The sequence below is a fragment of the Streptomyces sp. NPDC101237 genome, from assembly GCF_044767465.1.
GTDB classification, from domain to species: Bacteria; Actinomycetota; Actinomycetes; order Streptomycetales; family Streptomycetaceae; genus Streptomyces; species Streptomyces gramineus.
The window spans coordinates 310,556-331,372 of record NZ_JBIWNY010000007.1; the positions used below are offsets into that span (position 1 = coordinate 310,556).

Here is a 20,817-nt window from a genome sequence, read left to right on the forward strand (position 1 = left end):
CAATGGATTTTCCGCGAGAAGAATTCGACGCGCCGCCCGCCCGGGGCCCGCGCGACCTCCTCGACGCCTCCAGCGACGCCGCGGCGGTGCTGTCGGCCGAGGGGGTCGTGCTCGGCTGGACGCGCGGCGCCGAAGCCCTGCTCGGACGTCCGGCCGCCGAGGTGGTCGGCCGTTCCGCGGTCCGGCTGCTCGCGACGCGCGCGGACCCGGCGCGGATCGCGGGCGTCGCCGAGCGCTGCCGCTCCGGCATGGGCTGGAGCGGACTCGTCCCGGTACGGCACCGCGACGGCCACACCCTCGAAGTGGACCTGCGGGTCTCCGCCGCCTTCCACCTCGACGAACGGGAGTGCTTCCTGCTGTCGGCCCGTGAGCGCCGGCCGCAGTGGACGATGGAGCAGTCCGTCCTCGACGGTTTCCTGACCCGCTCGCCGATCGGCATGGCCGTGATGGGCCCGGAGCTGCGGTACGTGTGGCTCAACGACACCCTGGAGCGCTTCGGCGGTGTGCCCCGCGAGCAGCGCCTCGGCCGTCGGCTCAGCGAACTGCTGCCCGGGCTGCAGGCGACCACCATCGAGAGCCTGATGCGCAAGGTGCTCACCACCCGGGAGCCCGTCATCGACTACGAGTACCTCGGCTGGAGCTGGGCCGACCCGCACCGCCAGCACGCCTACTCCACGTCGTTCTTCCCGCTCGTCGACGCCGACGACTCGGTGACCGGCGTCTGCTACATGGTCTCCGACGTCACCGAACGGTGGAACGCCCGCCAGCGCCTGTCGATGGTCAACGAGGCCGCGACCCGGATCGGGACCACCCTCGACGTCCTGCGCACCGCCCAGGAACTCGCCGACTTCGCCGTCCCTCGCTTCGCCGACTTCGTCATCGTCGACCTGCTGGAGCCGGTCCTGAGCACCGAGAGCCACGGCGGCTGGCTGAGCGACGCCGGCCCCGCACCCGACGGCCCGGTGATGCGCCGGGCCGCCCTGCGGACCGTCCGCGACGGCAGCCCCGAGGCGGTGGCGGACATCGGCGACCCGGTCGACTTCCTGCCCCCGGCGCACGGCATGGACCTGCTCATCACCGGCGACCCGGTCCTCATCGCCGAACTGGATCCGCAGGACCCGCTGTGGCTCGCAGAGCAGCCGGAACGGACCGCGCGCATGCGGGAGTTCGGACTGCACTCGCTCATCTCGGTGCCGATGCGGGCCCGCAAGACCGCCCTGGGCCTCACCACCTTCGCCCGCTCCGTGAACCCGGTCTCCTTCCAGCCCGACGACGTCCTGCTCGCCGAGGAACTGGTCGCGCGTGCCGCCGTCTGCGTCGACAACGCCCGCCGCTACACCAGGGAGCACACGGCGGCCGTCACCCTGCAGCGCAGCCTGCTGCCGCAGGCTCTGACCGGTGGCACGGCCCTGGAGGTCGCGTCCTCGTACCTGCCGGCGGACGCGACGGACGGCGTCGGCGGCGACTGGTTCGACGTGATCCCGCTGTCCGGCGCCCGGGTCGGCCTGGTCGTCGGCGACGTGGTCGGCCACGGTCTCTCCGCCGCGGCGAGCATGGGCCGGCTGCGCACCGCCGTGCAGACCCTCGCCGACATGGAGCTGCCTCCCGACGAACTCCTCGCCCACCTGGACGACCTGGTGCTGCGGCTGGGGGAGGAGGAGAGCGGGGGCACCGGCTCGCAGGACAGCACCGCCACGTTCGTCGGGGCGACCTGCCTGTACGCGATCTACGACCCGGTGACGCGGCGGTGCTCCATGGCCCGGGCCGGACACCCGCCGCCGGTCGTCGTGGCCCCCGACGGGCAGGCCTGGTTCGCCGAGCTGCCCGCGGGACCGCCGCTCGGGCTCGGCGGCATGGCGTTCGAGGCCACCGAGATCGAACTCGCCGAGAACAGCCTCTTCGGCCTCTACACCGACGGCCTCATCGAAGGCGCGGACCAGGACGTCGAACGCGGCATGGCCCGGCTGCGCGGCGCGCTGGCCGATCCGGCCGCCGACCTCGCCACGCTCTGCACGGCCACAGTGGAACAACTGGTCCCGGTGCCCCAGCCCGACGACATCGCCCTCCTCCTGACCCGCACCCACGCCCTGGGTGCCGACCACGTCGCCTGGTGGGACGTGCCCGTGGACCCGGCCGCCGTCGCCGACCTGCGGGCCCTGGCCTCCCGCCAGGTGGTGGCATGGGGGCTGGAGGAGCTGGCGATGACCACCGAACTCATCGTCAGCGAACTGGTCACCAACGCCATCCGCTACGCCGAGCCGCCGATCCGGCTGAAGCTGCTGCGGGACGCCTGGCTGACCTGCGAGGTCGCCGACGCCAGCAGCACCGCCCCGCGCCTGCGGCACGCCCGGAGCATGGACGAGGGCGGCCGCGGCCTCTTCCTGGTGGCCCAGCTCGCCCACCGCTGGGGCGCCCGCTACACCGGCGACGGCAAGATCATCTGGGCCGAGCAGGAGATCCCGCCGCCGGACCGGCCCCGGGGGCGCGGCCCGGCGCGGTGATCACTTGCCGGGCGAGTCCGCGCGGGGCGCGACGATGTCCAGGACCGCCATCATGCCCATGTCCTCGTGGTTGAGGATGTGGCAGTGCAGCACGGTCCTGCCGGTGAAGTCCGCGTAGTGGACGCGGAGCACCGCCGTGCCGCGCACCGGCACGTCGATGGTGTCGTACCAGGCGTGATCGGGGTCGTGGGGCTTGCCGTCGACGCTCATCAGCTGGAAGTCGTCGGTGTGGAGGTGGAACGAGTGGGTCTCGTCGGTGTCGTTGCGCACGGTCCACTCCTCGACGGTGCCGAGGGCAGCGGTGAAGTCGGTCCGGTGCGGGTCGTAGCGGCGGCCGTTGATGTAGAAGGCCGTGCCCGCCTTGTTCTCCGTGAACACGACGGTTTTGCGGGCCGCGATCCGCGCGTGGCTCAGGTCCTCGTGCGGGGCGATGCCGGTCGGCAGGGCGGCCCGGCGCACGGGCGGCCCGCTGCTGACGACGGTGGCGAGGTCGGCCCGGGGCAGCTTGTTCCCGGCCGGGCCGGTGTCGTGGGCGAGGGTCTCCAGGTGCGCGGTGCCCGGCGGCCCGCCCTGCACGAGGACGTCGAACCGGGCTCCGGCCGCGATCAGCAGGGTGTCCTGGTCGTAGGCCCTGCGGACGGGGATGCCGTCCTGGGCGATCACCCGGAAACGGGAGCCGGGCAGGTGCAGCTTGTAGTAGATGTTCGCCCCGATGTTGGCGAGCCGCCAGAGCTGGGTCTCGCCGGGCCGGATGCCGATCACCGGGTTCCGCTGGCCGTTGACGGTGCGGTTCGTGGAGGCGCCGATGCTGAGCGGATGCGTCCTGACCGAGTCGCCCTCGACCTGGAAGTCCTTGAGCGCGATCGTGTGCTCGGTGATGCCGCGCAGGGCCGGCGGCAGATGCCGCTGGAGGCCCTCGACCACGATGATCCCCGACTCGCCGCCGGCGACCTGCGCCGCGGACATCATGTCCGCGTGCGAGTGGTACCAGAAGGTGCCCGTCGGATGGTCGAAGGGCACCTGGTACGTGTAGTGGTACGACCGGTTGTACGCGATCGAGACGAACACGTCGTCGGAGGGGGCGCGCGGCGAGACGTGCAGGCCGTGCGTGTGCAGGTTGGTGTCCTCGGCGACGCGGTTGGTGAGGGTGAGGTCGACGCGGTCGCCGGGGCGCACGCGCAGGGTGGGCGGCATGTAGGCGCCGTTGTAGACGTTGGCGTACAGCAGGCGGTCGCCGACCCGTACCTTGCGGCGCTCCACCACGACGGCGGCCTTCAGGACACCGTCGTGGCTGACCAGTTCCGGCGGGTCCTGCAGCCGCGGACCGGCCGGCAGGCCGTGCCCGGTGTCCGGCGCGGACTGCCGGGTGGCGTCCGGGTCGACGGCCGCGGTGGGATCCCCGCACCCGGCGAGCCAGCAGGTCGACAGGAGCAGGGCGGCGGCCGGCCGGGCCAGCGCGGAACGGATCCGGAACCAGGTCACATCTCTCCCAGGGGAGCCGGGCGACCGGGCGGCGGTGCCACGCCCGGAGGGTCGACGTCACGACGGTCCGGCCGACGGTCCGTCAGCCGGAATGTAGGCGGGCGGCACCCGGTCACCCGGCGTGCCACGCGCACGCGGCGGCGGCAACCACCCGAGGCGGCCGGGCTTTCACGCGGATGGCGGCCGGACGGCCGTTTCGGCGCGTGAGGGGAGCCCTGGACCCTGTCGGCCGCGCACGATTGGCCGTACGCTGTCAATTCCATAGGATTCGGCAGCAATTGGGGGAGCCGCCATGTCCGGGGACGCGTACGGTCCGTATCCGGGACCCCCGCAAGGGGAACCTCCGCAGCAGCCGTGGGGTCGGCCGCCGTCGGGCCAGGGCTTCCCGGCGCCGGGCCCGTCCGTCCCGCCGATGCCGTCGAGCCCGCCGCCCGCGCCGCCGGACGCGCTGCGCGCCGCCGCCGTGGCCCTGCTCAACCTGTCGGGTCTGGGCCTCGGCTATCTGCTCGTCCGGCGGTGGCTCCCGCTGGCCGTGTGCCTGGCGGCGACCGTCGTCCTGCTGTTCGTCGCGCTGCCCGCGGATGCCGACGGCGTGTCCGGCTCCGCACTGGCCGGCTACGCGGTCCTCCTGCTGCTCGCCGCCGTCCACGGCGCCTTCGTCGGTCTGCGCACCCGGCTGGTGTGGCCCGGGCAGCGGGCCGTCGCGCTCGTGCTGGGCGTCGTCCTCCTCGCCGTCCCGGCGGGCGGCGCGCTCTGGTACGACAGCGCCCGGAAGGAGGCCGTCGAACGCGCGCTGCTCGACCGGCTCGCTGCCGCCGACCGGCAGGTCGACACGGCCGGTGAGAAGGACTTCGCCACCGCCAGGCCCGCCTACCAAGACGCCCTGGGCGTCTACCGCGACCTCGTGGTCCACCACGCCGGCTCCCGGGCCGCCGCCCGGGTCCCCGGCCGTCTGCGGACCTACTACACGACCGTCGCGGCCGCCTACGCGGACCAGGACTACTGCACGGCAATCGAACCGCTGAAGTACCTGCGGACGGTGCCCGACTCCCTGCCCAGGGACCAGCTCGGCACGCTCACCCACTGGCCCGACGACCGGCTGGCCACCTCGCTGTACGCCTGCGGAGCGGACGGCCTGACCGGCACCGGCGCCGACTGGGTCCCCCGGTTCGGCTACCTCCTGGACACCTTCCCCGACTCCGCGCAGGCCGCCAAGGTCGTCCCCGCCGTCGACGCGGCCGAGAAGCGGACGGCGAAGGCCGTCGCCGGGAAGGACCCCTGCGCGGCCGTCGAGCGGCTGCGCGCGCTGAACACCCAGATCGGCCAACTGCCGAGCGGAACCGACGGCCTGGCCGAGATCGCCGGCCGGGCCGACCGCAACGCCGACTCGGGCGACTACAGGTGCGGCATCGACCAGTACCGGGACGGTGACTTCGCCAAGGCGCAGGAGACCATGCGGCAGTTCGCCACCGACCACCCGCACGACAAGAACCGCGACCGCGCCCGCAAGATCGCCATCGGCGCCGAGGTGGCCCGGACCCTCCCGGCCGCGGGCAGGAAGCTGCCCACCACGGCGTCCGGCGGCGGCATCCCGGTGACCGTCAAGAACGACAGCCCCGACGAGATCACCGTCCTCTACACCGGGCCGGTCACCGGAAGCTTCACCCTCGGCCCGTGCGGAAGCTGCAAGGCGTACTCGTTCACCGCCTCGCTGAGCCCCGGCTGGGAGCCGTGCGCAGACAGCGGCAAGCACTATCCGCAGCACACGATCAGCCTGCCGCCCGGCACCACCTACTTCGTGCACAAGCCGAAGACCGACAGCACGGCCACGCCGGGCTCCGACACCGCCAAGCTGCGCGACGGCTACCTCTACACGGAGTGCGCGTACACGACACGGGCACTGGGGTCGACCTACTGAGGACGGCGGCCGCCGGCCGGCACCGCGGCGACGATCCGCCACCGGCACGCCGGTGCGGCCGGCCGTCGTCGGAGGGCCGGCCGCACCGCTGAACCGTCAGCCCCGCGCGAGCAGTTCGAGGGTGTCGATGACCCGGTTGGAGAAGCCCCACTCGTTGTCGTACCAGGCGACCACCTTGACGTGACGGCCGTCGACCCGGGTGAGCGCCGAGTCGAAGATCGCCGACGCCGGGTTGCCGGTGATGTCGGAGGAGACCAGCGCGTCGTCCGAGTACTCCAGGACACCCGCGAGCGGACCCGCCGCGGCCGTACGGTACGCCTCCAGCACGTCCTCGCGCGTGACGTCACGGGCGACCGTCGTGTTCAGCTCGACGATCGAACCCACCGGAACCGGCACCCGGATCGAGTCGCCGGACAGCCGGCCGTCGAGGTTGGGCAGCACCAGGCCGATCGCCTTGGCCGCGCCGGTCGTGGTCGGCACGATGTTGACCCCGGCGGCACGGGCGCGACGCGGGTCGCGGTGCGGGCCGTCCTGGAGGTTCTGCTCCTGCGTGTAGGCGTGCACCGTCGTCATGAACCCGTGCTCGATCCCGGCGAGTTCGTCCAGGACGGCGGCGAGCGGCGCGAGCGCGTTGGTCGTGCACGACGCGTTGGAGACGATGGTGTGCAGCTCCGCGTCGTAGGCGCCGGTGTTCACGCCGTACGCGAGCGTGACGTCCGCACCGTCCGAGGGCGCGCTGACGAGGACCTTGCGGGCACCGGCGTCGAGGTGGGCGCGGGCGGCCTTGGCGGAGGTGAAGCGGCCGGTCGACTCCAGCACGATGTCCACGCCGAGCGCGGCCCACGGCAGCTGTGCGGGTTCCCGCTCGGCGAGCACCTTGATACGACGGCCGTCCACGACCAGCACGTCGCCGTCCACGCTCACCGGACGCCCGAGCCGCCCCGCCGTCGAGTCGAAGGCGAGCAGCCGTGCGAGCGCGGTGGGCTCCGTGAGGTCGTTGACGGCGACGATCTCCAGGTCGCTGTCGCGCTCCAGCAGGGCACGCAGCACGTTGCGTCCGATGCGGCCGAATCCGTTGATGGCGATACGAGTCATGAGTGGCGTCCCTTCGGTATGCCACCAGGTTCGCGGGCCTCCTCCGCAGCCGACAGCGGCCACATCGCCATGGTTCAAAAGGATCCCGCCAGGCCGCGTCACGGGAGCCGCGCGCTACTCACCCCTGGTGAAGGTGCGCCGGTAGTCGCTGGGCGTCGTCCCGAGGATGCGCTGGAAGTGCAGCCGCAGATTCGCACCCGTGCCGAGGCCGACGTCGCCCGCGATCTGCTCGACGCTCCGCTCCGAGCGCTCCAGGAGCTCCCGGGCCAGGTCGATCCGGGCCCGCATCACCCACTGCATCGGGGTGTACCCGGTGTCCGCGACGAAGCGCCGCGAGAACGTCCGCGCCGAGACCCCGGCGTTGCGGGCGAGCGCGTCGAGGGTGAGCGGCTCGGCCAGCCGGTGCAGCGCCCACTCGCGGGTGGCGGCGAACCGCTCGCCGAGCGGCTCGGGCACACTGCGCGGCACGTACTGCGCCTGGCCGCCGCTGCGGTAGGGCGCCGCGACCAGCCGCCGGGCCGCGTGGTTCGAGGCGGCCACGCCCAGGTCGCCGCGGAGGATGTGCAGGCACAGGTCGATGCCGGAGGCGGCACCGGCCGACGTCAGCACGCTGCCCTCGTCGACGAAGAGCACGTTCTCGTCGACCTGGACCAGCGGATGCCGCTCCGCGAGGGACCGGGTGTAGTGCCAGTGCGTCGTGGCACGCCGGCCGTCGAGCAGACCGGTCGCGGCGAGCGCGAAGGCACCCGTCGAGATGGCGGCCACCCGGGCGCCGCGCCGGTGCGCCGCGAGCAGCGCCTCGACGACCGCCCGCGGCGGGTCGTTGCGGTCCGGGAAGCGGTAGCCGGGGACGAACACGATCTCCGCCCACTCCAGCGCGTCGAGGCCGTGCGCGACGTGGTACGACAGCCCGTCGCCGCCGGCGACCAGGCCGGGCGCCGCCCCGCACACCCGCACCTCGTACGGCATGCTGCTCCGGGTCGTGAACACCTGCGCGGGGATGCCGACGTCCAGCGGCTTGGCCCCTTCCAGGACGAGGACGGCGACACGGTGCAGACGGGTGCGAGACACGTCGGACAGGGTACGAGCAGACGACCGCCACCCGCGCCGCCGCGCCCGCGCGGGCCGGTACGGCGATCCGGCGGGGTCGTGGGGCCGGGCGGTGCGCGAGATCGTTCAGGACGATGCCGAGGCCGTCGTCCGCTGGAGGCCTCCGTGACCGATCGTGCGCCCGCCGCGCTCCCCGCCCCGCCCTCCTGCGCCGTGGTGGTCACCGCCGTGCGGACCGCCGGTGACCACGGTTGCGCCGGGACGGCCGCGCGGTTGATGAAACTCGCCGCCGAACAGCCCGGATTCCTCGGTGTCGATTCCGGGCGCGGTGCGGTCGGCGTGCGGGCACGGTGTCGTACCGGAGGGACGAGGAGTCGATCGCGGCCTCGCGGGCGCACGCGGAGCACGCCCTGGCCCGCGCGCGGGGACGCGCACAGTGGTAAGCGTCGTTGGCGCTCCACGTGGCCCGCGTCGAGCGCGCCTACGGGTTCACGCGTCCGCCGAGCCGAGGGCCCGGCCCGTCGCCGAGGCGAAGCCCAGCCAGGTGTGCCGGTTGCCGGCCCAGCACCAGCCCACCTCGGGCGCGTCGCGGCGCTCCCGGCCGTCCCGGCCCGTGCCGTTGCTGAGCCAGACCGCCGGAGTGCGGGAGTCCAGGGCGCCGTCCGCCGTGCGCCGCCGCGAACCGATCGTCATGAAGCGGTGGTTGCGCTCCAGCACCTCGGGCCGCCGCAGCACCCAGTGGATGCCCTCGCTGAGCAGCAGCGGCGTGCGGCCCTCCGCGGCGATCGCGGGCAGCACGGCGGAGGTGGCGGCGGCGGATTCGGGCACGATGCTCCCAGGGCCGGGGACGGGATTCGGGTTCGGCCCAACGACGGGACGAACCCGAATGTTCCCGCGCATTACCGCATTTGCCGCACGAAGGTCAGAGCGGGGCGCCCCGACAGCCGGGTCTCGCCGGTGACGGTGAAGCCGGCCCGGGCCAGCACCGTGCGGGACGCCTGGTTGTCGAGCGCGGCCGCGGCCCGCAGGAAGGTCAGACCGTAGGCGGTGGCGGCCAGGCCGCAGACCTCCCGCGCCGCCCAGGTCGCCAGCCCGCGGCCCGCTCGGCGATCCGGTAGCCGAGGTCGGCGCCGCCGTCCGCCAGGTCCATCAGGTTGACCCGCCCGAGCAGTTCGCCCGACTCGCCGACCACCACGTGGAAACGGCAGGTGCCGGCGCTCTGTTCGGCGAGCAGCGCGCGGTGCCGCTCCTCGAACCGGGCGAAGTACGCGTCACCGCGGTCGGGGATGGACGCCGCGAAGTAGGCCCGGTTCTGCAGCTCGAAGGCGAGGAGCGCCGGTGCGTGGTCGGAGCGGAGCGGTTGCAGCTCGGGCACGGGGAGGACGGTAGACACCGCGGCCGCCGGTCCGCCAGCGCTTTACGCCTCGCGCAGGTCCTTGACCCGGCGGAGTTTGCCGAGCGAGCGCTCCAGGGTCTCCGGATCGACCACGGCCACCTCCACCGTGACCCCGACGCCGTCCTTGACGCCCTGGGCGATCGTCCGCACGGCGGCCTCGCGGTCGGCGGTGCTCGCGTCGGACCGGGCCTCCACGCGGACGGTCATGTGGTCCATCCGGCCGCGCCGGCTCAGCTGGATCTGGAAGTGCGGGGCCACGCCGGGCGTGCGCAGCACGATCTCCTCCACCTGGCTGGGGAAGACGTTCACCCCGCGCAGGATGATCATGTCGTCGCAGCGGCCGGTGATCTTCTCGATCCGGCGCAGTCCGGGACGCGCGGTGCCGGGCAGCAGCCGCGTCAGGTCCCGGGTGCGGTAGCGGATGATCGGCAGGGCCTCCTTGGTGAGCGAGGTGAGGACCAGCTCGCCGCCGTCTCCTTCGGCCAGCACCTCGTCGGTCAGCGGGTCCACGATCTCGGGGAGGAAATGGTCCTCCCAGACGTGCAGGCCGTCCTTGGTGTCCACGCACTCCTGCGCGACACCGGGGCCGATGACCTCGGACAGCCCGTAGATGTCGACCGCGTGGATGTCCAGGCGCTCCTCGATCTCCCGGCGCATCTCCTCCGTCCACGGCTCGGCGCCGAAGATGCCGACCTCCAGGGAGGTGGAGCGCGGGTCGATGCCCTGGCGCTCGAACTCGTCGAGCAGGGTGAGCATGTAGGACGGCGTGACCATGATGATCTCGGGACGGAAGTCCTGGATGATCTGCACCTGACGCGCGGTCATGCCGCCGGAGGCGGGGATCACCGTGCAGCCGGCGCGCTCCGCGCCGTAGTGGGCGCCCAGACCGCCGGTGAACAGGCCGTAGCCGTAGGAGATGTGCACCTTGTGGCCGGGCCGGCCGCCGGCGGCCCGGATGGAGCGGGCGACGACGTCCGCCCACATGGACAGGTCGTTCTCGGTGTAGCCGACCACCGTCGGGCGGCCGGTGGTGCCGCTGGAGGCGTGCACGCGCCGCACCTCGGACATCGGGACGGCGAACATGCCGAACGGGTAGGTGTCCCGCAGGTCCGCCTTGGTGGTGAACGGGAAGCGGGCGAGGTCCGCGAGGGTGTGGCAGTCCTCGGGTCCGACGCCCGCCGCGTCGAACTTCCGGCGGTACAGCTCCACGTTGTCGTAGGCGTGCCGCAGCGTGGCGCGCAGCCGGGTGAGCTGAAGCGCCGTCAGCTCCGTGCGGGACATCCGCTCGGCGTCGTCCAGGAGCGCCTCGGGCAGCGGCTCCCCCCGGCGGGTGGTCCTCGGCTCGGACGCGATCACTTCGCTGCTCATCACGGCTCCTCGGTCCGTGCGCGGAGGGTACGGCTGCGGCCGCGGAACTCCGCGATCACGTCGTCCCCGCGCACCACGCTCACGTCGTACACACCGCTGCGGCCGAACCGGATGCGCTCCCGCGCCGTGGCCACCAGGACGTCGCCCTCGTAGGCGGGCGCGACGAACTCGACGTCGGCACCGGCGGCGACCGTCACGGGGCCGTGGCTGTTGCAGGCACAGGCGAACGCGGTGTCGGCGAGGAGGAAGAGGTAGCCGCCGTGGGCGATCCGGTGCCCGTTGACCTGGGAGGCCGTCACCGTCATCCGGAGCACGGCGGTCCCTTCGCCGTGTTCGAGAAGCTCGATGCCGAGTCCTCGTGACGCCTCGTCCGCGGCGAACATCGTCTCGACGGGGCCAGGCGTCGTATCCGGTACCCGGGTCGTCATTTCCACCACCTTGTGGACCGACCGAACATTCGGTTAGCGTGCGGTGTGGTCAAGTAATCCAGCAAGCCCTCCGCATGTCAAGAGGTGTTCCGCAGGCCGATCCGGCCCCCTCGGGCCCCGGCCGGCGCGCCGTCGCGACGTCCCGTCCCCACCAGAGCCGAGGAGGCCGCCCGATGCCGGACGTCTACCTGATCGACGGGGCCCGCACCCCGCAGGGCCGCTACGGCGGCGCCCTGGCCACCGTACGCCCCGACGACCTCGCGGCCCTCGTCGTCGGCGAGGCCGTCCGGCGCGCCGGGGTGCCCGGCGAGGCCGTCGACGAGGTCGTCCTCGGCGCCGCCAACCAGGCGGGCGAGGACAACCGGGACGTGGCCCGCATGGCGGTGCTGCTCGCCGGTCTGCCGCACACGGTGCCCGGCTACACCGTCAACCGCCTGTGCGCCTCGGGCCTGACGGCCGTGGCCTCGGCGGCCCAGACGATCCGCGCCGGGGAGGCCGGCCTGATGGTCGCCGGGGGAGTGGAGTCCATGACCCGCGCGCCCTGGGTGACGGAGAAGCCCGGAACCCCGTGGGCCAAGCCGGGTCAGGTGTACGACACGGCGCTGGGCTGGCGGTTCACCAACCCGCGCTTCACCGCCGCCGACCGGGCCGTGGCCGCGGGCGCCGGACCGGAGGCGGTCAAGGTGACCCTGTCCATGGGGGAGACCGCTGAGGAGGTGGCGGCCCTGGACGGCATCACGCGCGCGGAGTCGGACGCCTTCGCGCTGCGCAGCCACCGCCGGGCCGTGGCCGCCCAGGAAGCCGGCCACTTCGACCGCGAGATCGTCCCCGTGCCCGTGGGCGACGGCGAGGTGACCCGGGACGAGGGCCCGCGCCCCGGCACCACCCTGGACAAACTCGGCTCCCTGTGCACGGTCTTCCGTGACGGCGGGGTCGTCACCGCGGGCTCCTCCTCGCCGCTGTCGGACGGCGCGGCGGCCCTCGTGGTCGCGGGCGCCGAGGCGGTGGAGCGCCACGGCCTCACCCCCAGGGCCCGGATCGTCGCCTCGGCCTCCGCCGGGGTGCAGCCCCACCTCATGGGCCTGGGCCCGGTCCCGGCCACCGAGAAGGCGCTGGCCCGGGCCGGCTGGCAGACCGGCGACCTGGACGCCGTGGAGCTCAACGAGGCCTTCGCCGTGCAGGCCCTGGCGGTCACCCGCCGCCTCAAGCTCGACGAGGACAAGGTCAACGCGGACGGCGGCGCCATCGCCCTCGGACACCCGCTCGGCTGCTCCGGTGCCCGCATCCTGCTCACCCTCCTGGGCCGCCTCGAACGCGAGGGCGGCCGGCGCGGCCTCGCCACTCTCTGTGTGGGTGTGGGCCAGGGGGTCGCGCTGCTGGTGGAGCGGGTGTGAGCGCCCCCTCGGAGACCGCGCGACAGGAGCCGCGCACACCGTCCGCGCCCGCCGCCGTGGCGGTCGTCGGCGGCGGCCGGATGGGTGCGGGGATCGCCCAGTCCTTCGCCACCGCCGGCTCCACGGTGACCGTCGTGGAGAGCGGCGCCGAGGCCGCCTCCGCGGCGCTGGAGCGGATCGCCGGCAGCCTGCGGCGGGCCGGGGAGCGCGGCCACCTGGACGAGCCGGCGGAGCTGGTGGCCGCCCGCGTGACCGTCGTACCCGCGGTGGACGCCCTGCCGCCCGGGACCGAGCTGGTCGTGGAGGCCGTACCCGAGGACGCGGCGCTCAAGGCCCGCCTGCTGCGGGCCGCGGAGGACGCCGTGGGCGACACCGCCGTGCTGGCCACCAACACCAGCTCGCTGTCGGTCACCGACCTCGCGGCCGTCCTCAGGCGCCCTGACCGGTTCCTCGGGATGCACTTCTTCAACCCGGTGCCCGCCTCCGCGCTCGTCGAGATCGTCGTCGCGCCCGGTACCGCCGAGCACACCGTCCGCTCCGCGCTGGAGTGGACCAGGGCGCTGGGCAAGCAGGACGTCGTGGTGAAGGACTCGCCCGGCTTCGCCAGCAGCCGCCTCGGCCTGGCCCTGGGCCTGGAGGCGATCCGCATGGTCGAGGAGGGCGTCGCCGCGCCCGAGGCCATCGACGACGCGATGCGGCTCGGCTACCGGCACCCCATGGGCCCGCTGCGGCTGACCGACCTGGTCGGGCTGGACGTCCGCCTCGCCATCGCCGAGCACCTGCACGCCACGCTCGGCGAGCGCTTCGCACCGCCGCGGCTGCTGCGCGAGAAGGTGGCCCGCGGCGAACTGGGACGGAAGACGGGCCGCGGCTTCTACACCTGGTGAGCGCCGGGCGCCGCGGCCGGGTGCGGGCGGTCCTCGTCCGCCGGGCACCGATCCGGTGCGGCCCTTGCCAGATCGGGGCGCGCATACCTTATGATGAACCGAACGAATGGTCGGTAGGGAGTGGGTGGAGATGACGGAAGCGGCCGGAAGGGACGCCGAGCACGACCTGGAGTCCCTCTTCGAGACGACGATCTCGCGCGACCAGCGCATCGAACCGCGTGACTGGATGCCGGAGGGCTACCGCAGGACGCTGGTGCGGCAGATCGCCCAGCACGCGCACTCGGAGATCATCGGCATGCAGCCGGAAGGCGAGTGGATCACCAAGGCGCCCTCGCTGCGCCGCAAGGCGATCCTCTTCGCCAAGGTCCAGGACGAGGCGGGCCACGGCCTCTACCTCTACTCGGCCGCCGAGACCCTCGGGGTGGACCGGGCGGACCTCACCCAGCGCCTCCTCGAAGGCCGCCAGAAGTACTCGTCGATCTTCAACTACCCCACGCCCAGCTTCGCGGACGTCGGGGTCATCGGCTGGTTCGTGGACGGCGCCGCCATCTGCAACCAGGTCCCGCTGTGCCGCAGTTCGTACGGGCCCTACGCCCGCGCGATGGTGCGGATCTGCAAGGAGGAGTCCTTCCACCAGCGGCAGGGCTACGAACTGCTGATGACCATGATGCGCGGCACCGACGCCCAGCGGGAGATGGTGCAGGACGCGGTGGACCGCTGGTGGTGGCCGTCCCTGATGATGTTCGGTCCGCCCGACGACGACTCGCCCAACTCGGCGCAGTCGATGGCCTGGAAGATCAAGCGGCACAGCAACGACGAACTGCGCCGGCGTTTCGTCGACATGACCGTGCCCCAGGCGGCCAGGCTCGGCGTCACCCTGCCCGACCCCGACCTGCGCTGGAACGAGGAACGCGGCCGCCACGACTTCGGCACCCCCGACTACGCCGAACTCAAGGAAGTCATCAGCGGCAACGGCCCCTGCAACGCCGAGCGGATGCGGCGCAGGCGCGACGCCCACGAGGAGGGCTCCTGGGTGCGGGCGGCCGCCGCCGCGCACGCCGCCAAGCAGACCGCCCGGGCACGTAAGGAGACCGTCGCATGAGCGACTCGGAGAACTGGCCGCTGTACGAGGTGTTCGTCCGCGGCAAGCGCGGTCTCAACCACGTCCACGTCGGATCGCTGCACGCGGCGGACGACGAGATGGCCCTCACCCACGCCCGCGACCTGTACACCCGGCGCAACGAGGGCGTCAGCATCTGGGCCGTCCGCTCGGACCACATCGCCGCCTCCACGCGCGACGAGAAGGACCCCTTCTTCGCCCCGAGCGCCGACAAGGTCTACCGCCACCCGACCTTCTACGACATCCCCGACGATGTCCCGCACATCTAGGAGCCGGTGATGAGCGACGACCACGTCTACCTGTCGCTGGCCGAGGGCCACGACGACGGCGACGCCCGCTGGGCCTTCGGCACCGGCTTCGAGGACCCGCTGCACGGCGTCGACACCGCCGTGCCCGAGGGCGTCGACGCCGTCCGGCTCGCCGCCGAGTGCCTGGTGCTCGGCGACGACGCCCTGGTGCTGGCCCAGCGGCTCGCCGAATGGGTCACCCGGGCGCCCGAGCTGGAGGAGGAGGTGGCGCTCGCCAACATCGGGCTCGACCTGCTGGGCCAGGCACGGCTGCTGTACGCGCGCTGCGGCCAGACCGACGGCACCGGCCGCACGGAGGACGCCTACGCCTACTTCCGCGACGCCGGCGACTTCCGCAACGTACGCCTGGTCGAACTCCCCAACGGTGACTTCGCCTTCTCCGTCCTGCGGCTGCTGGTCCTCGCCTGCTGGCGCCTCGCCCACTTCACCGCGCTGGCCTCCGCGCCCGACCCGGTGCTCGCGGCGATCGCCGCCAAGGGCGTCAAGGAGCTGACCTACCACCGCCAGTACGCCGCGGAATGGGTCGTACGCCTCGGCGACGGCACCGAGGAGTCGCACGCCCGGATGCTGACCGCCCTGGAGGCCCAGGCCCCCTACTGGGAGGAGCTGTTCGCCGCCGAGGACGTGCGCGACACGGTCCTCGGTGACCTCCGCCAGGTCCTCGACGCCGCCGGACTCCCGATGCCGCACACCGCACCGCTGCCCGGCCACGGCCGGCACGGCGCACACACCGGACACCTCGCCCCGCTCCTGGCCGAGCTGCAGAGCGTGGCCCGCGCCCACCCGGAGGCGACATGGTGACCGTCCTGCCCGACGTGCACCGGGCCCGCCGCCTCGCCGAACAGGTCCCCGACCCGGAACTGCCCATGCTCACCCTGGCCGACCTCGGGGTGCTGCGGGATGTGACGGCCGCCGCCGACGGCACGGTGGTCGCCGCCCTGACGCCGACCTACTCCGGCTGCCCCGCCATGGCCGAGATGCGCGCCGAGGTCGCCGCCAGGCTGCGCGCCGCGGGCTTCGACCGCGTCGAGATCCGCACCGTCCTCGACCCGCCGTGGACCAGCGACTGGATCACCCCCGAAGGGCGCCGCAAGCTCACCGAGCACGGCATCGCACCGCCCGCGGCCGCGCCACGGCACCCGGCCGGCCCCGTCCCGCTCACCCTGTCACCGACCCGGCGCACGGTCACCTGCCCGCGCTGCGGATCGGTCGACACCGAGGAGACCTCCCGCTTCGCGGCCACCTCCTGCAAGGCGCTGTGGCGGTGCCTGGCCTGCCGCGAGCCGTTCGAGTACGTCAAGGAGATCTGATGGCAGAGCTGACGGCACCGCCCGCCGGTGCCCCCGCGACGACAGCCCGCCGGCGCCGCCCAGCCTTCCATCCCCTGCGCGTCGCCGCCGTCCAGCGCCTGTGCGAGGACGCCGTGGCCGTCACCTTCGACGTCCCCGCCGACCTCGTCGAGGAGTTCGCGTTCGGGCCCGGCCAGTCCCTCACCCTGCGCCGTGAGATCGACGGACGCGACGAGCGGCGCTCCTACTCGATCTGCTCGCCGGCCGGCACCGCGCCCCGCATCGGCGTCCGGGAGGTGCCCGGCGGACTCTTCTCCTCCTGGCTGGTCCATGAGGTACGGCCCGGGGACACCGTCCAGGTGATGGCCCCCACCGGAGCCTTCACGCCCGACCTCACCGTGCCCGGCCACCACGTGCTGATCGCCGCGGGCTCCGGCATCACCCCCATGATGTCCATCGCCGAGTCCGTCCTGGCCGCCGACGAACGCTCCCGGGTGACCCTCTTCTACGGCAACCGGCGCACCGACACCGTGATGTTCGCCGACGAACTGGCCGACCTCAAGGACGAGTACCGCACCCGCTTCCACCTCGCCCACGTGCTCTCCCGCGAGCCCCGCGAGGCCGAACTCCTCTCCGGCCGCCTCGACGGCGACCGGCTCGCCGCCCTCGTCGCGGGTCTGATCGACGTCCCCGCCGCCGACCACTGGTGGCTGTGCGGCCCGCACGGCATGGTGCTCGACGCCCGCCAGGTCCTGGCCGGGCTCGGCGTTCCCGGCGCGCGGATCCACCAGGAGCTCTTCTTCGCCGACGAGCCGGTCGAACCCGTCCGCCACGAGGAGGCGCCCGCGACCGGTCCGGCCAGCGAGGTCACCGTCACCCTCGACGGCCGCTCCACCACCGCCCGCCTGCCGCGCGGCACCGCGCTGCTCGACGCCGCGGCCCGCATCCGCCCGGACCTTCCCTTCGCCTGCAAGGGCGGCGTCTGCGGCACCTGCCGAGCCCGGATCACCGACGGCGAGGCCGACATGCGCCGCAACTACGCCCTGGAACCGGCCGAGGTGGAGGCCGGTTACGTGCTCACCTGCCAGACGTATCCGGTCTCCGACAAGCTGACCGTCGACTACGACAGCTGAGCCCGCGGCCCGCGGCCACCGGCACGGAGATCCCTCGCGCCCGCCGTCCGCGTCCCGTTGGTCTCCGCCGAGCGTGGCGGGCAGGGGACCACGGCGGGAGCGACGCAGGGGGACCGGCCGTTCGGCACCGCTGCTCGACCAGTTCGACCGGGCCAGGGAACTGGCGCAGGTGCGGCTGACCGGGCCCGGCGACGACGAGTACCGGTGGGAGCCGGTGCCCGGCTGCCGGTCCGTGCGGCGCCGGGAGGAGGCGACGGCACCCGGGGCGTACGGTCCGGGCGACCGGGTCCCCGACGAGGGCGCGCCGGACGCCGGGGAAGCCGTGCGGCCCGCCCGGTCGCCAGGGCCGGGCCGGGACCGGCTCCGTCGATCGACGTAGTCCGCCGGGGACGACGGTCTTGCGGCCGCACGCGGATGTTGCGACGCTGGTTGTTCACATCGCCTGCTCCAGCTCTCTGCGCGGCGTTCGCGAGTTCGCCGGCCTGACCCGCACCACAGCGACCGGCCGGACAGCCGCCGCCTCATCCGGGGAGCACACCATGGACACGAACGGGGAGGCCTCCCGTGGCCTGAACGACATCCAGGAATTCCTCTACCAGCAGGCCCACCTGCGGGCCGCACGGCAGCGGGTGGCCGACTTCACCGCACGGGAGCCGGGACTGACGCAGAACCAGCGGACGGACATCGAGCGCTGGTACCTCGCGGAACAGACCTACGTCGCCCGCATGGTCACGGAGCACATCGCCGCGCGCATCGACGTCGTGGAGCGGCGCCACCGCGCCCGCTTCGGCCACTGGCTGCGCGGGACGCTGACCGCGATGATCCTGATCACCGTGGTGATGGCGCTGTGCGTCACGGTGGTGCTGGTGGGCGCGTCGTAGCCCCGTGATCCCGCGACCTTGTGACCTTGTGATCCCGTGACCGCCGTCCGGCCAGAAGCCCGCCGCGTGGTGGCCCCCGGCCGGACCGCCGTGGGGCCACCGGCCGCCGCTACCGCTGCTTCTGCCGCTACCGCTACCGCTGCCGCGCGAGCCAGTCGGCGAACCTGACCTTGCCGAGGGTCGCGTCCGGGCCGGGCAGCAGCGTGTCCTCCCGAAGCTCGGCGCCCCAGTACCGCGCCTCCGGGTCCGTGACGACCTTCCGGGGGTCCTGCACCGCTTCCAGCGCGGTCCGGATGAACTCCTCCAGCCGGAACGCCTCGGGCCCGCCGACCTCCACCACGCCGTCGACCGGCGCGGCGACCGCCGTACGGACGACGGCGGCGGCCACGTCGTCGGAGACCAGGGGCTGGATCTTGGCGTCCGGCAGGCGCACGGTGTCGCCCTCGGTGACCCCGTCGGCCAGGCCCTTCGCGAACTCGAAGAACTGGGTCGCGTGGACCAGGGAGTAGGGGGCGCCGGACTCCCTGATCAGGTCCTCCTGGGCCTTCTTGGCCCGGAAGTAGCCGCTCTCCTGGAGCCGGTCGGTGCCCACCACGGACAGTGCCACGTGGTGCCGCACGCCGGCGTCGGCCTCCGCCCGCAGGACGTTGGCCGTGGAGGTGCGGAAGAAGTCCAGGACCGCGCTGTCCTCGAACGAGGGCGAATTGGAGACGTCGACCACGACCGACGCGCCCCGGAGGACCTCGGCCAGTCCCTCACCGGTGAGGGTGTTCACCCCGGTGCTCGGCGCGGCCGCGACCGCCTCGTGCCCCTGCTCTCCGAGCGCGGCGACCACCTTGGAGCCGATGAGCCCGGTGCCACCGATCACGACGATCTTCATGACGGAATTCCTCTCTCTTTCCCGTGTCTGCACCAGAGGAGACCGGGCAGGTCCTCCGCCTGTGACAGCCGGGTCCCGGGCGGTCGGGCTCAGCCGTCCAGCGACGCGACGAAGCGGGCCAGCTTGTCCGGGTTCAGCACCCACAGGAGGCGCTCGATGCCGCGTGCCGACACGTCGGCCGACAGCAGGGCCACCGGGCTCCCGTCGGCCGAGACCAGGACGGCGGCCCTGCCGTTGGCCTCGACCCAGCGGACGTCCGCCCCGGGCCAGAACCGCGGCGCGAAGGCGACCAGGTACCGGGAGACGTGCGGGAGTCCGACGACCGGGATCCTGGACGCGCCGCGTGTCCCGCCGCCGTCGGCGTAGCTGACCACGTCAGCGGTGAGGACCTCTTCGAGCACCGAGAGCCGTCCGTCCTGGGCGGCGGCGAGGAACACCTCGAGGAAGCGGCGGTGCTCGGCGGAGTCCACCGGGTCCCGGCGCTCCGCCGCCAGGTGCCTGCGGGCCCGGCTGACCAGCTGGCGCGCGTTGGCCTCACTGGTCTCCACGATGTCCGCGATCCGCGCGTAGGCGTAGTCGAACGCCTCCCGCAGCACGTAGGCGGCGCGTTCCACGGGGTTGAGCTTCTCCAGGAGGAGGAGAACCGCCAGGTCGAGTGCCTCCGCGCGTTCCGCGCCCAGCTGCGGGTCGGCGCTCGTGTCCACGGGCTCGGGCAGCCAGGGGCCGACGTAGGCCTCGCGGCGCACTCGGGCGGACTGGACGACGTTGATGGCCAGCCGGGTCGTGACCGTCGCCAGGAACGCGGCCGGTTCCTTGATTCCCGAGCGGTCGGTCCGCTGCCAGCGCACCCACGCCTCCTGGACGACGTCCTCCGCCTCCGCCGTGCTGCCCGTCACCCGGTAGGCGATGCCGAAGAGCTGTGGGCGTGCCGCGACGAACTCCGCCGCGGCCCGGTCCAGTTCCTGCGTCGCCTGGTCGAGGGAGGCCGAGTCCTCGTTCCCGCCGCCGCGCATCGATGTCCTCCAAAGTCGGATCATCATGCTACAAGTTGTCATCGCACAGAACGGTACAGACCGCCTCGGATACGTATGTACCGATCGTCACGTGTCACAGATCCACCGCGCGTGCGGTCGCCAGGGGCGGGGGCCGAGGCCGCGGAACGACGGAGCCACGGAGGTGTCAGACCATGTCGGACAGCTGGAAGACGGCGTTGACGGTGTTGCAGGAGGCCGCCCCGATCACCGTTCCCGAGGGCGCCTCGGCGATGACCGTCCGGATCGAGTGGGAGCCCGGGGACCCGGGGACCCCGCCGCACCGCCACTCGGGGCCCGCGTTCGGGTACGTCGTCGAGGGCGCCGTCCGCTTCGAGCTGGAGGGCGAGCCCGAGCGGGTGGTCGAGGCCGGCGGGACGTTCTGGGAGCCGGGCGGCGACGTGATCCACTACCAGGACGGCAACGCCCTCACCGACGCCAGGACCCGGTTCGTGGTCACCATGATGTGCGCGCCGGGCAAGCCGATGCTGGAGCTGGTCGAGGAGGGCGAGCTGGCCGAGCGGGCCCACCTGCGCGCCCCACGGCCCGCCGCGGGCTGACGGAACGGCGGAGCGGCCGTGGGGGCCCCCCCCCCCCCCCCCGGGGGGGGGGGGGGGCGGCGGCGCCCCGGGGGGAGAGCAGCCCCGCGGGGGCGG

Annotated in this window: 19 protein-coding genes and 2 pseudogenes; 12 read left to right on the forward strand and 9 right to left on the reverse strand. The window is 73.4% G+C overall.

Going from position 1 to position 20,817, the window contains the following annotated elements:
- Window positions 1-2: 2 nt before the first annotated feature.
- Window positions 3-2,501, forward strand: a complete 2,499-nt coding sequence (locus ACIRQ9_RS14385) for a SpoIIE family protein phosphatase (protein ID WP_404171671.1) — start codon at window positions 3-5, stop codon at window positions 2,499-2,501.
- Here the strand turns inward: ACIRQ9_RS14385 and ACIRQ9_RS14390 are convergent, their stop codons facing one another.
- The gene (locus ACIRQ9_RS14390; RefSeq protein WP_404171673.1) at window positions 2,502-3,983 is read right to left on the reverse strand and encodes a multicopper oxidase family protein; all 1,482 of its coding nucleotides are present in this window, start codon (window positions 3,981-3,983) and stop codon (window positions 2,502-2,504) included.
- Window positions 3,984-4,395: 412 nt separating this feature from the next.
- On the opposite strand from ACIRQ9_RS14390, the gene ACIRQ9_RS14395 reads away from it, so the two are divergent.
- Window positions 4,396-5,901: a hypothetical protein gene (locus tag ACIRQ9_RS14395; RefSeq protein ID WP_404171676.1), complete on the forward strand. Its 1,506-nt coding sequence runs from the start codon at window positions 4,396-4,398 to the stop codon at window positions 5,899-5,901.
- A 96-nt stretch (window positions 5,902-5,997) separates the two neighbouring features.
- On the opposite strand, the gene gap is transcribed toward ACIRQ9_RS14395, so the two are convergent.
- The 6 genes and pseudogenes from gap to paaI all read right to left on the reverse strand — a co-directional run bounded on the left by gap (window position 5,998) and on the right by paaI (window position 11,238).
- Entirely contained in the window at window positions 5,998-6,996 is a 999-nt protein-coding gene (gene gap, locus ACIRQ9_RS14400) for a type I glyceraldehyde-3-phosphate dehydrogenase (protein ID WP_404171679.1), read from the reverse strand.
- A 114-nt stretch (window positions 6,997-7,110) separates the two neighbouring features.
- The gene (locus ACIRQ9_RS14405) at window positions 7,111-8,067 is read right to left on the reverse strand and encodes a GlxA family transcriptional regulator (protein WP_404171682.1); all 957 of its coding nucleotides are present in this window, start codon (window positions 8,065-8,067) and stop codon (window positions 7,111-7,113) included.
- Window positions 8,068-8,535: 468 nt separating this feature from the next.
- Window positions 8,536-8,841: pseudogene (locus tag ACIRQ9_RS14410) on the reverse strand (DUF5701 family protein); the annotation flags it as partial.
- A gap of 104 nt (window positions 8,842-8,945) precedes the next feature.
- Window positions 8,946-9,421 (reverse strand): annotated as a pseudogene (locus ACIRQ9_RS14415) (GNAT family N-acetyltransferase).
- Window positions 9,422-9,463: 42 nt separating this feature from the next.
- Window positions 9,464-10,810 (reverse strand): phenylacetate--CoA ligase PaaK, encoded by a 1,347-nt coding sequence (gene paaK / locus ACIRQ9_RS14420; protein WP_404171685.1) that lies wholly within the window; start codon window positions 10,808-10,810, stop codon window positions 9,464-9,466.
- Window positions 10,810-11,238, reverse strand: a complete 429-nt coding sequence (gene paaI, locus ACIRQ9_RS14425) for a hydroxyphenylacetyl-CoA thioesterase PaaI (RefSeq protein ID WP_351323653.1) — start codon at window positions 11,236-11,238, stop codon at window positions 10,810-10,812. Before paaI ends, paaK begins: the two co-directional genes overlap by 1 nt.
- A 173-nt stretch (window positions 11,239-11,411) precedes the next feature.
- Between paaI and ACIRQ9_RS14430 the strand changes: the two genes are divergently transcribed.
- The 9 genes from ACIRQ9_RS14430 to ACIRQ9_RS14470 all read left to right on the forward strand — a co-directional run bounded on the left by ACIRQ9_RS14430 (window position 11,412) and on the right by ACIRQ9_RS14470 (window position 18,250).
- Complete coding sequence (locus ACIRQ9_RS14430; protein WP_404171688.1) at window positions 11,412-12,632, forward strand: thiolase family protein; 1,221 nt, start codon at window positions 11,412-11,414, stop codon at window positions 12,630-12,632.
- A complete protein-coding gene (locus ACIRQ9_RS14435; RefSeq protein WP_404171691.1) occupies window positions 12,629-13,519 on the forward strand; it encodes a 3-hydroxyacyl-CoA dehydrogenase family protein in 891 nt (296 codons plus the stop codon). The genes ACIRQ9_RS14430 and ACIRQ9_RS14435 overlap by 4 nt, the downstream gene beginning before the upstream one ends.
- A gap of 130 nt (window positions 13,520-13,649) precedes the next feature.
- Window positions 13,650-14,621, forward strand: a complete 972-nt coding sequence (gene paaA / locus ACIRQ9_RS14440; protein ID WP_404171694.1) for a 1,2-phenylacetyl-CoA epoxidase subunit PaaA — start codon at window positions 13,650-13,652, stop codon at window positions 14,619-14,621.
- The gene (paaB, locus tag ACIRQ9_RS14445) at window positions 14,618-14,908 is read left to right on the forward strand and encodes a 1,2-phenylacetyl-CoA epoxidase subunit PaaB (RefSeq protein ID WP_362720303.1); all 291 of its coding nucleotides are present in this window, start codon (window positions 14,618-14,620) and stop codon (window positions 14,906-14,908) included. Before paaA ends, paaB begins: the two co-directional genes overlap by 4 nt.
- Before the next feature lie 9 nt (window positions 14,909-14,917).
- Window positions 14,918-15,748: a 1,2-phenylacetyl-CoA epoxidase subunit PaaC gene (gene paaC, locus ACIRQ9_RS14450; RefSeq protein ID WP_404171698.1), complete on the forward strand. Its 831-nt coding sequence runs from the start codon at window positions 14,918-14,920 to the stop codon at window positions 15,746-15,748.
- Window positions 15,742-16,257, forward strand: a complete 516-nt coding sequence (gene paaD, locus ACIRQ9_RS14455; RefSeq protein WP_404171701.1) for a 1,2-phenylacetyl-CoA epoxidase subunit PaaD — start codon at window positions 15,742-15,744, stop codon at window positions 16,255-16,257. The genes paaC and paaD overlap by 7 nt, the downstream gene beginning before the upstream one ends.
- Window positions 16,257-17,369 carry a 1,2-phenylacetyl-CoA epoxidase subunit PaaE gene (paaE, locus tag ACIRQ9_RS14460; RefSeq protein WP_404171704.1) on the forward strand — a complete coding sequence of 371 codons (1,113 nt, stop codon included), beginning with the start codon at window positions 16,257-16,259 and terminating at the stop codon, window positions 17,367-17,369. Before paaD ends, paaE begins: the two co-directional genes overlap by 1 nt.
- 73 nt (window positions 17,370-17,442) lie before the next feature.
- The gene (locus tag ACIRQ9_RS14465; protein WP_404171707.1) at window positions 17,443-17,748 is read left to right on the forward strand and encodes a hypothetical protein; all 306 of its coding nucleotides are present in this window, start codon (window positions 17,443-17,445) and stop codon (window positions 17,746-17,748) included.
- 160 nt (window positions 17,749-17,908) lie between these two features.
- Window positions 17,909-18,250, forward strand: a complete 342-nt coding sequence (locus ACIRQ9_RS14470; RefSeq protein WP_404171710.1) for a hypothetical protein — start codon at window positions 17,909-17,911, stop codon at window positions 18,248-18,250.
- Between the two features lie 133 nt (window positions 18,251-18,383).
- Here ACIRQ9_RS14470 and ACIRQ9_RS14475 read toward each other — a convergent pair whose 3' ends face one another.
- On the reverse strand, window positions 18,384-19,130 hold the full coding sequence (locus ACIRQ9_RS14475) for an SDR family oxidoreductase (RefSeq protein ID WP_404171714.1): 747 nt from the start codon (window positions 19,128-19,130) through the stop codon (window positions 18,384-18,386).
- Between the two features lie 89 nt (window positions 19,131-19,219).
- Entirely contained in the window at window positions 19,220-20,143 is a 924-nt protein-coding gene (locus ACIRQ9_RS14480; protein WP_404171767.1) for an RNA polymerase sigma-70 factor, read from the reverse strand.
- Between the two features lie 173 nt (window positions 20,144-20,316).
- Between ACIRQ9_RS14480 and ACIRQ9_RS14485 the strand changes: the two genes are divergently transcribed.
- Window positions 20,317-20,721, forward strand: a complete 405-nt coding sequence (locus tag ACIRQ9_RS14485) for a cupin domain-containing protein (RefSeq protein ID WP_404171717.1) — start codon at window positions 20,317-20,319, stop codon at window positions 20,719-20,721.
- The last annotated feature ends 96 nt before the right edge of the window (window positions 20,722-20,817 follow it).

What these genes read in the sequence shown, in the direction of transcription:
- ACIRQ9_RS14385 (WP_404171671.1), top strand. Translation starts at nt 3, where the DNA reads ATGGATTTTCCGCGAGAAGAATTCGACGCGCCGCCCGCCCGGGGCCCG.
- ACIRQ9_RS14395 (WP_404171676.1), top strand. Translation starts at nt 4,396, where the DNA reads ATGCCGTCGAGCCCGCCGCCCGCGCCGCCGGACGCGCTGCGCGCCGCC.
- gap (WP_404171679.1), bottom strand. Translation starts at nt 6,996, where the DNA reads ATGACTCGTATCGCCATCAACGGATTCGGCCGCATCGGACGCAACGTG.
- paaK (WP_404171685.1), bottom strand. Translation starts at nt 10,810, where the DNA reads ATGAGCAGCGAAGTGATCGCGTCCGAGCCGAGGACCACCCGCCGGGGG.
- paaI (WP_351323653.1), bottom strand. Translation starts at nt 11,238, where the DNA reads ATGACGACCCGGGTACCGGATACGACGCCTGGCCCCGTCGAGACGATG.
- ACIRQ9_RS14430 (WP_404171688.1), top strand. Translation starts at nt 11,412, where the DNA reads ATGCCGGACGTCTACCTGATCGACGGGGCCCGCACCCCGCAGGGCCGC.
- paaA (WP_404171694.1), top strand. Translation starts at nt 13,650, where the DNA reads ATGACGGAAGCGGCCGGAAGGGACGCCGAGCACGACCTGGAGTCCCTC.
- paaB (WP_362720303.1), top strand. Translation starts at nt 14,618, where the DNA reads ATGAGCGACTCGGAGAACTGGCCGCTGTACGAGGTGTTCGTCCGCGGC.
- paaC (WP_404171698.1), top strand. Translation starts at nt 14,918, where the DNA reads ATGAGCGACGACCACGTCTACCTGTCGCTGGCCGAGGGCCACGACGAC.
- paaD (WP_404171701.1), top strand. Translation starts at nt 15,742, where the DNA reads ATGGTGACCGTCCTGCCCGACGTGCACCGGGCCCGCCGCCTCGCCGAA.
- paaE (WP_404171704.1), top strand. Translation starts at nt 16,257, where the DNA reads ATGGCAGAGCTGACGGCACCGCCCGCCGGTGCCCCCGCGACGACAGCC.
- ACIRQ9_RS14470 (WP_404171710.1), top strand. Translation starts at nt 17,909, where the DNA reads ATGGACACGAACGGGGAGGCCTCCCGTGGCCTGAACGACATCCAGGAA.
- ACIRQ9_RS14475 (WP_404171714.1), bottom strand. Translation starts at nt 19,130, where the DNA reads ATGAAGATCGTCGTGATCGGTGGCACCGGGCTCATCGGCTCCAAGGTG.
- ACIRQ9_RS14480 (WP_404171767.1), bottom strand. Translation starts at nt 20,143, where the DNA reads ATGCGCGGCGGCGGGAACGAGGACTCGGCCTCCCTCGACCAGGCGACG.
- ACIRQ9_RS14485 (WP_404171717.1), top strand. Translation starts at nt 20,317, where the DNA reads ATGTCGGACAGCTGGAAGACGGCGTTGACGGTGTTGCAGGAGGCCGCC.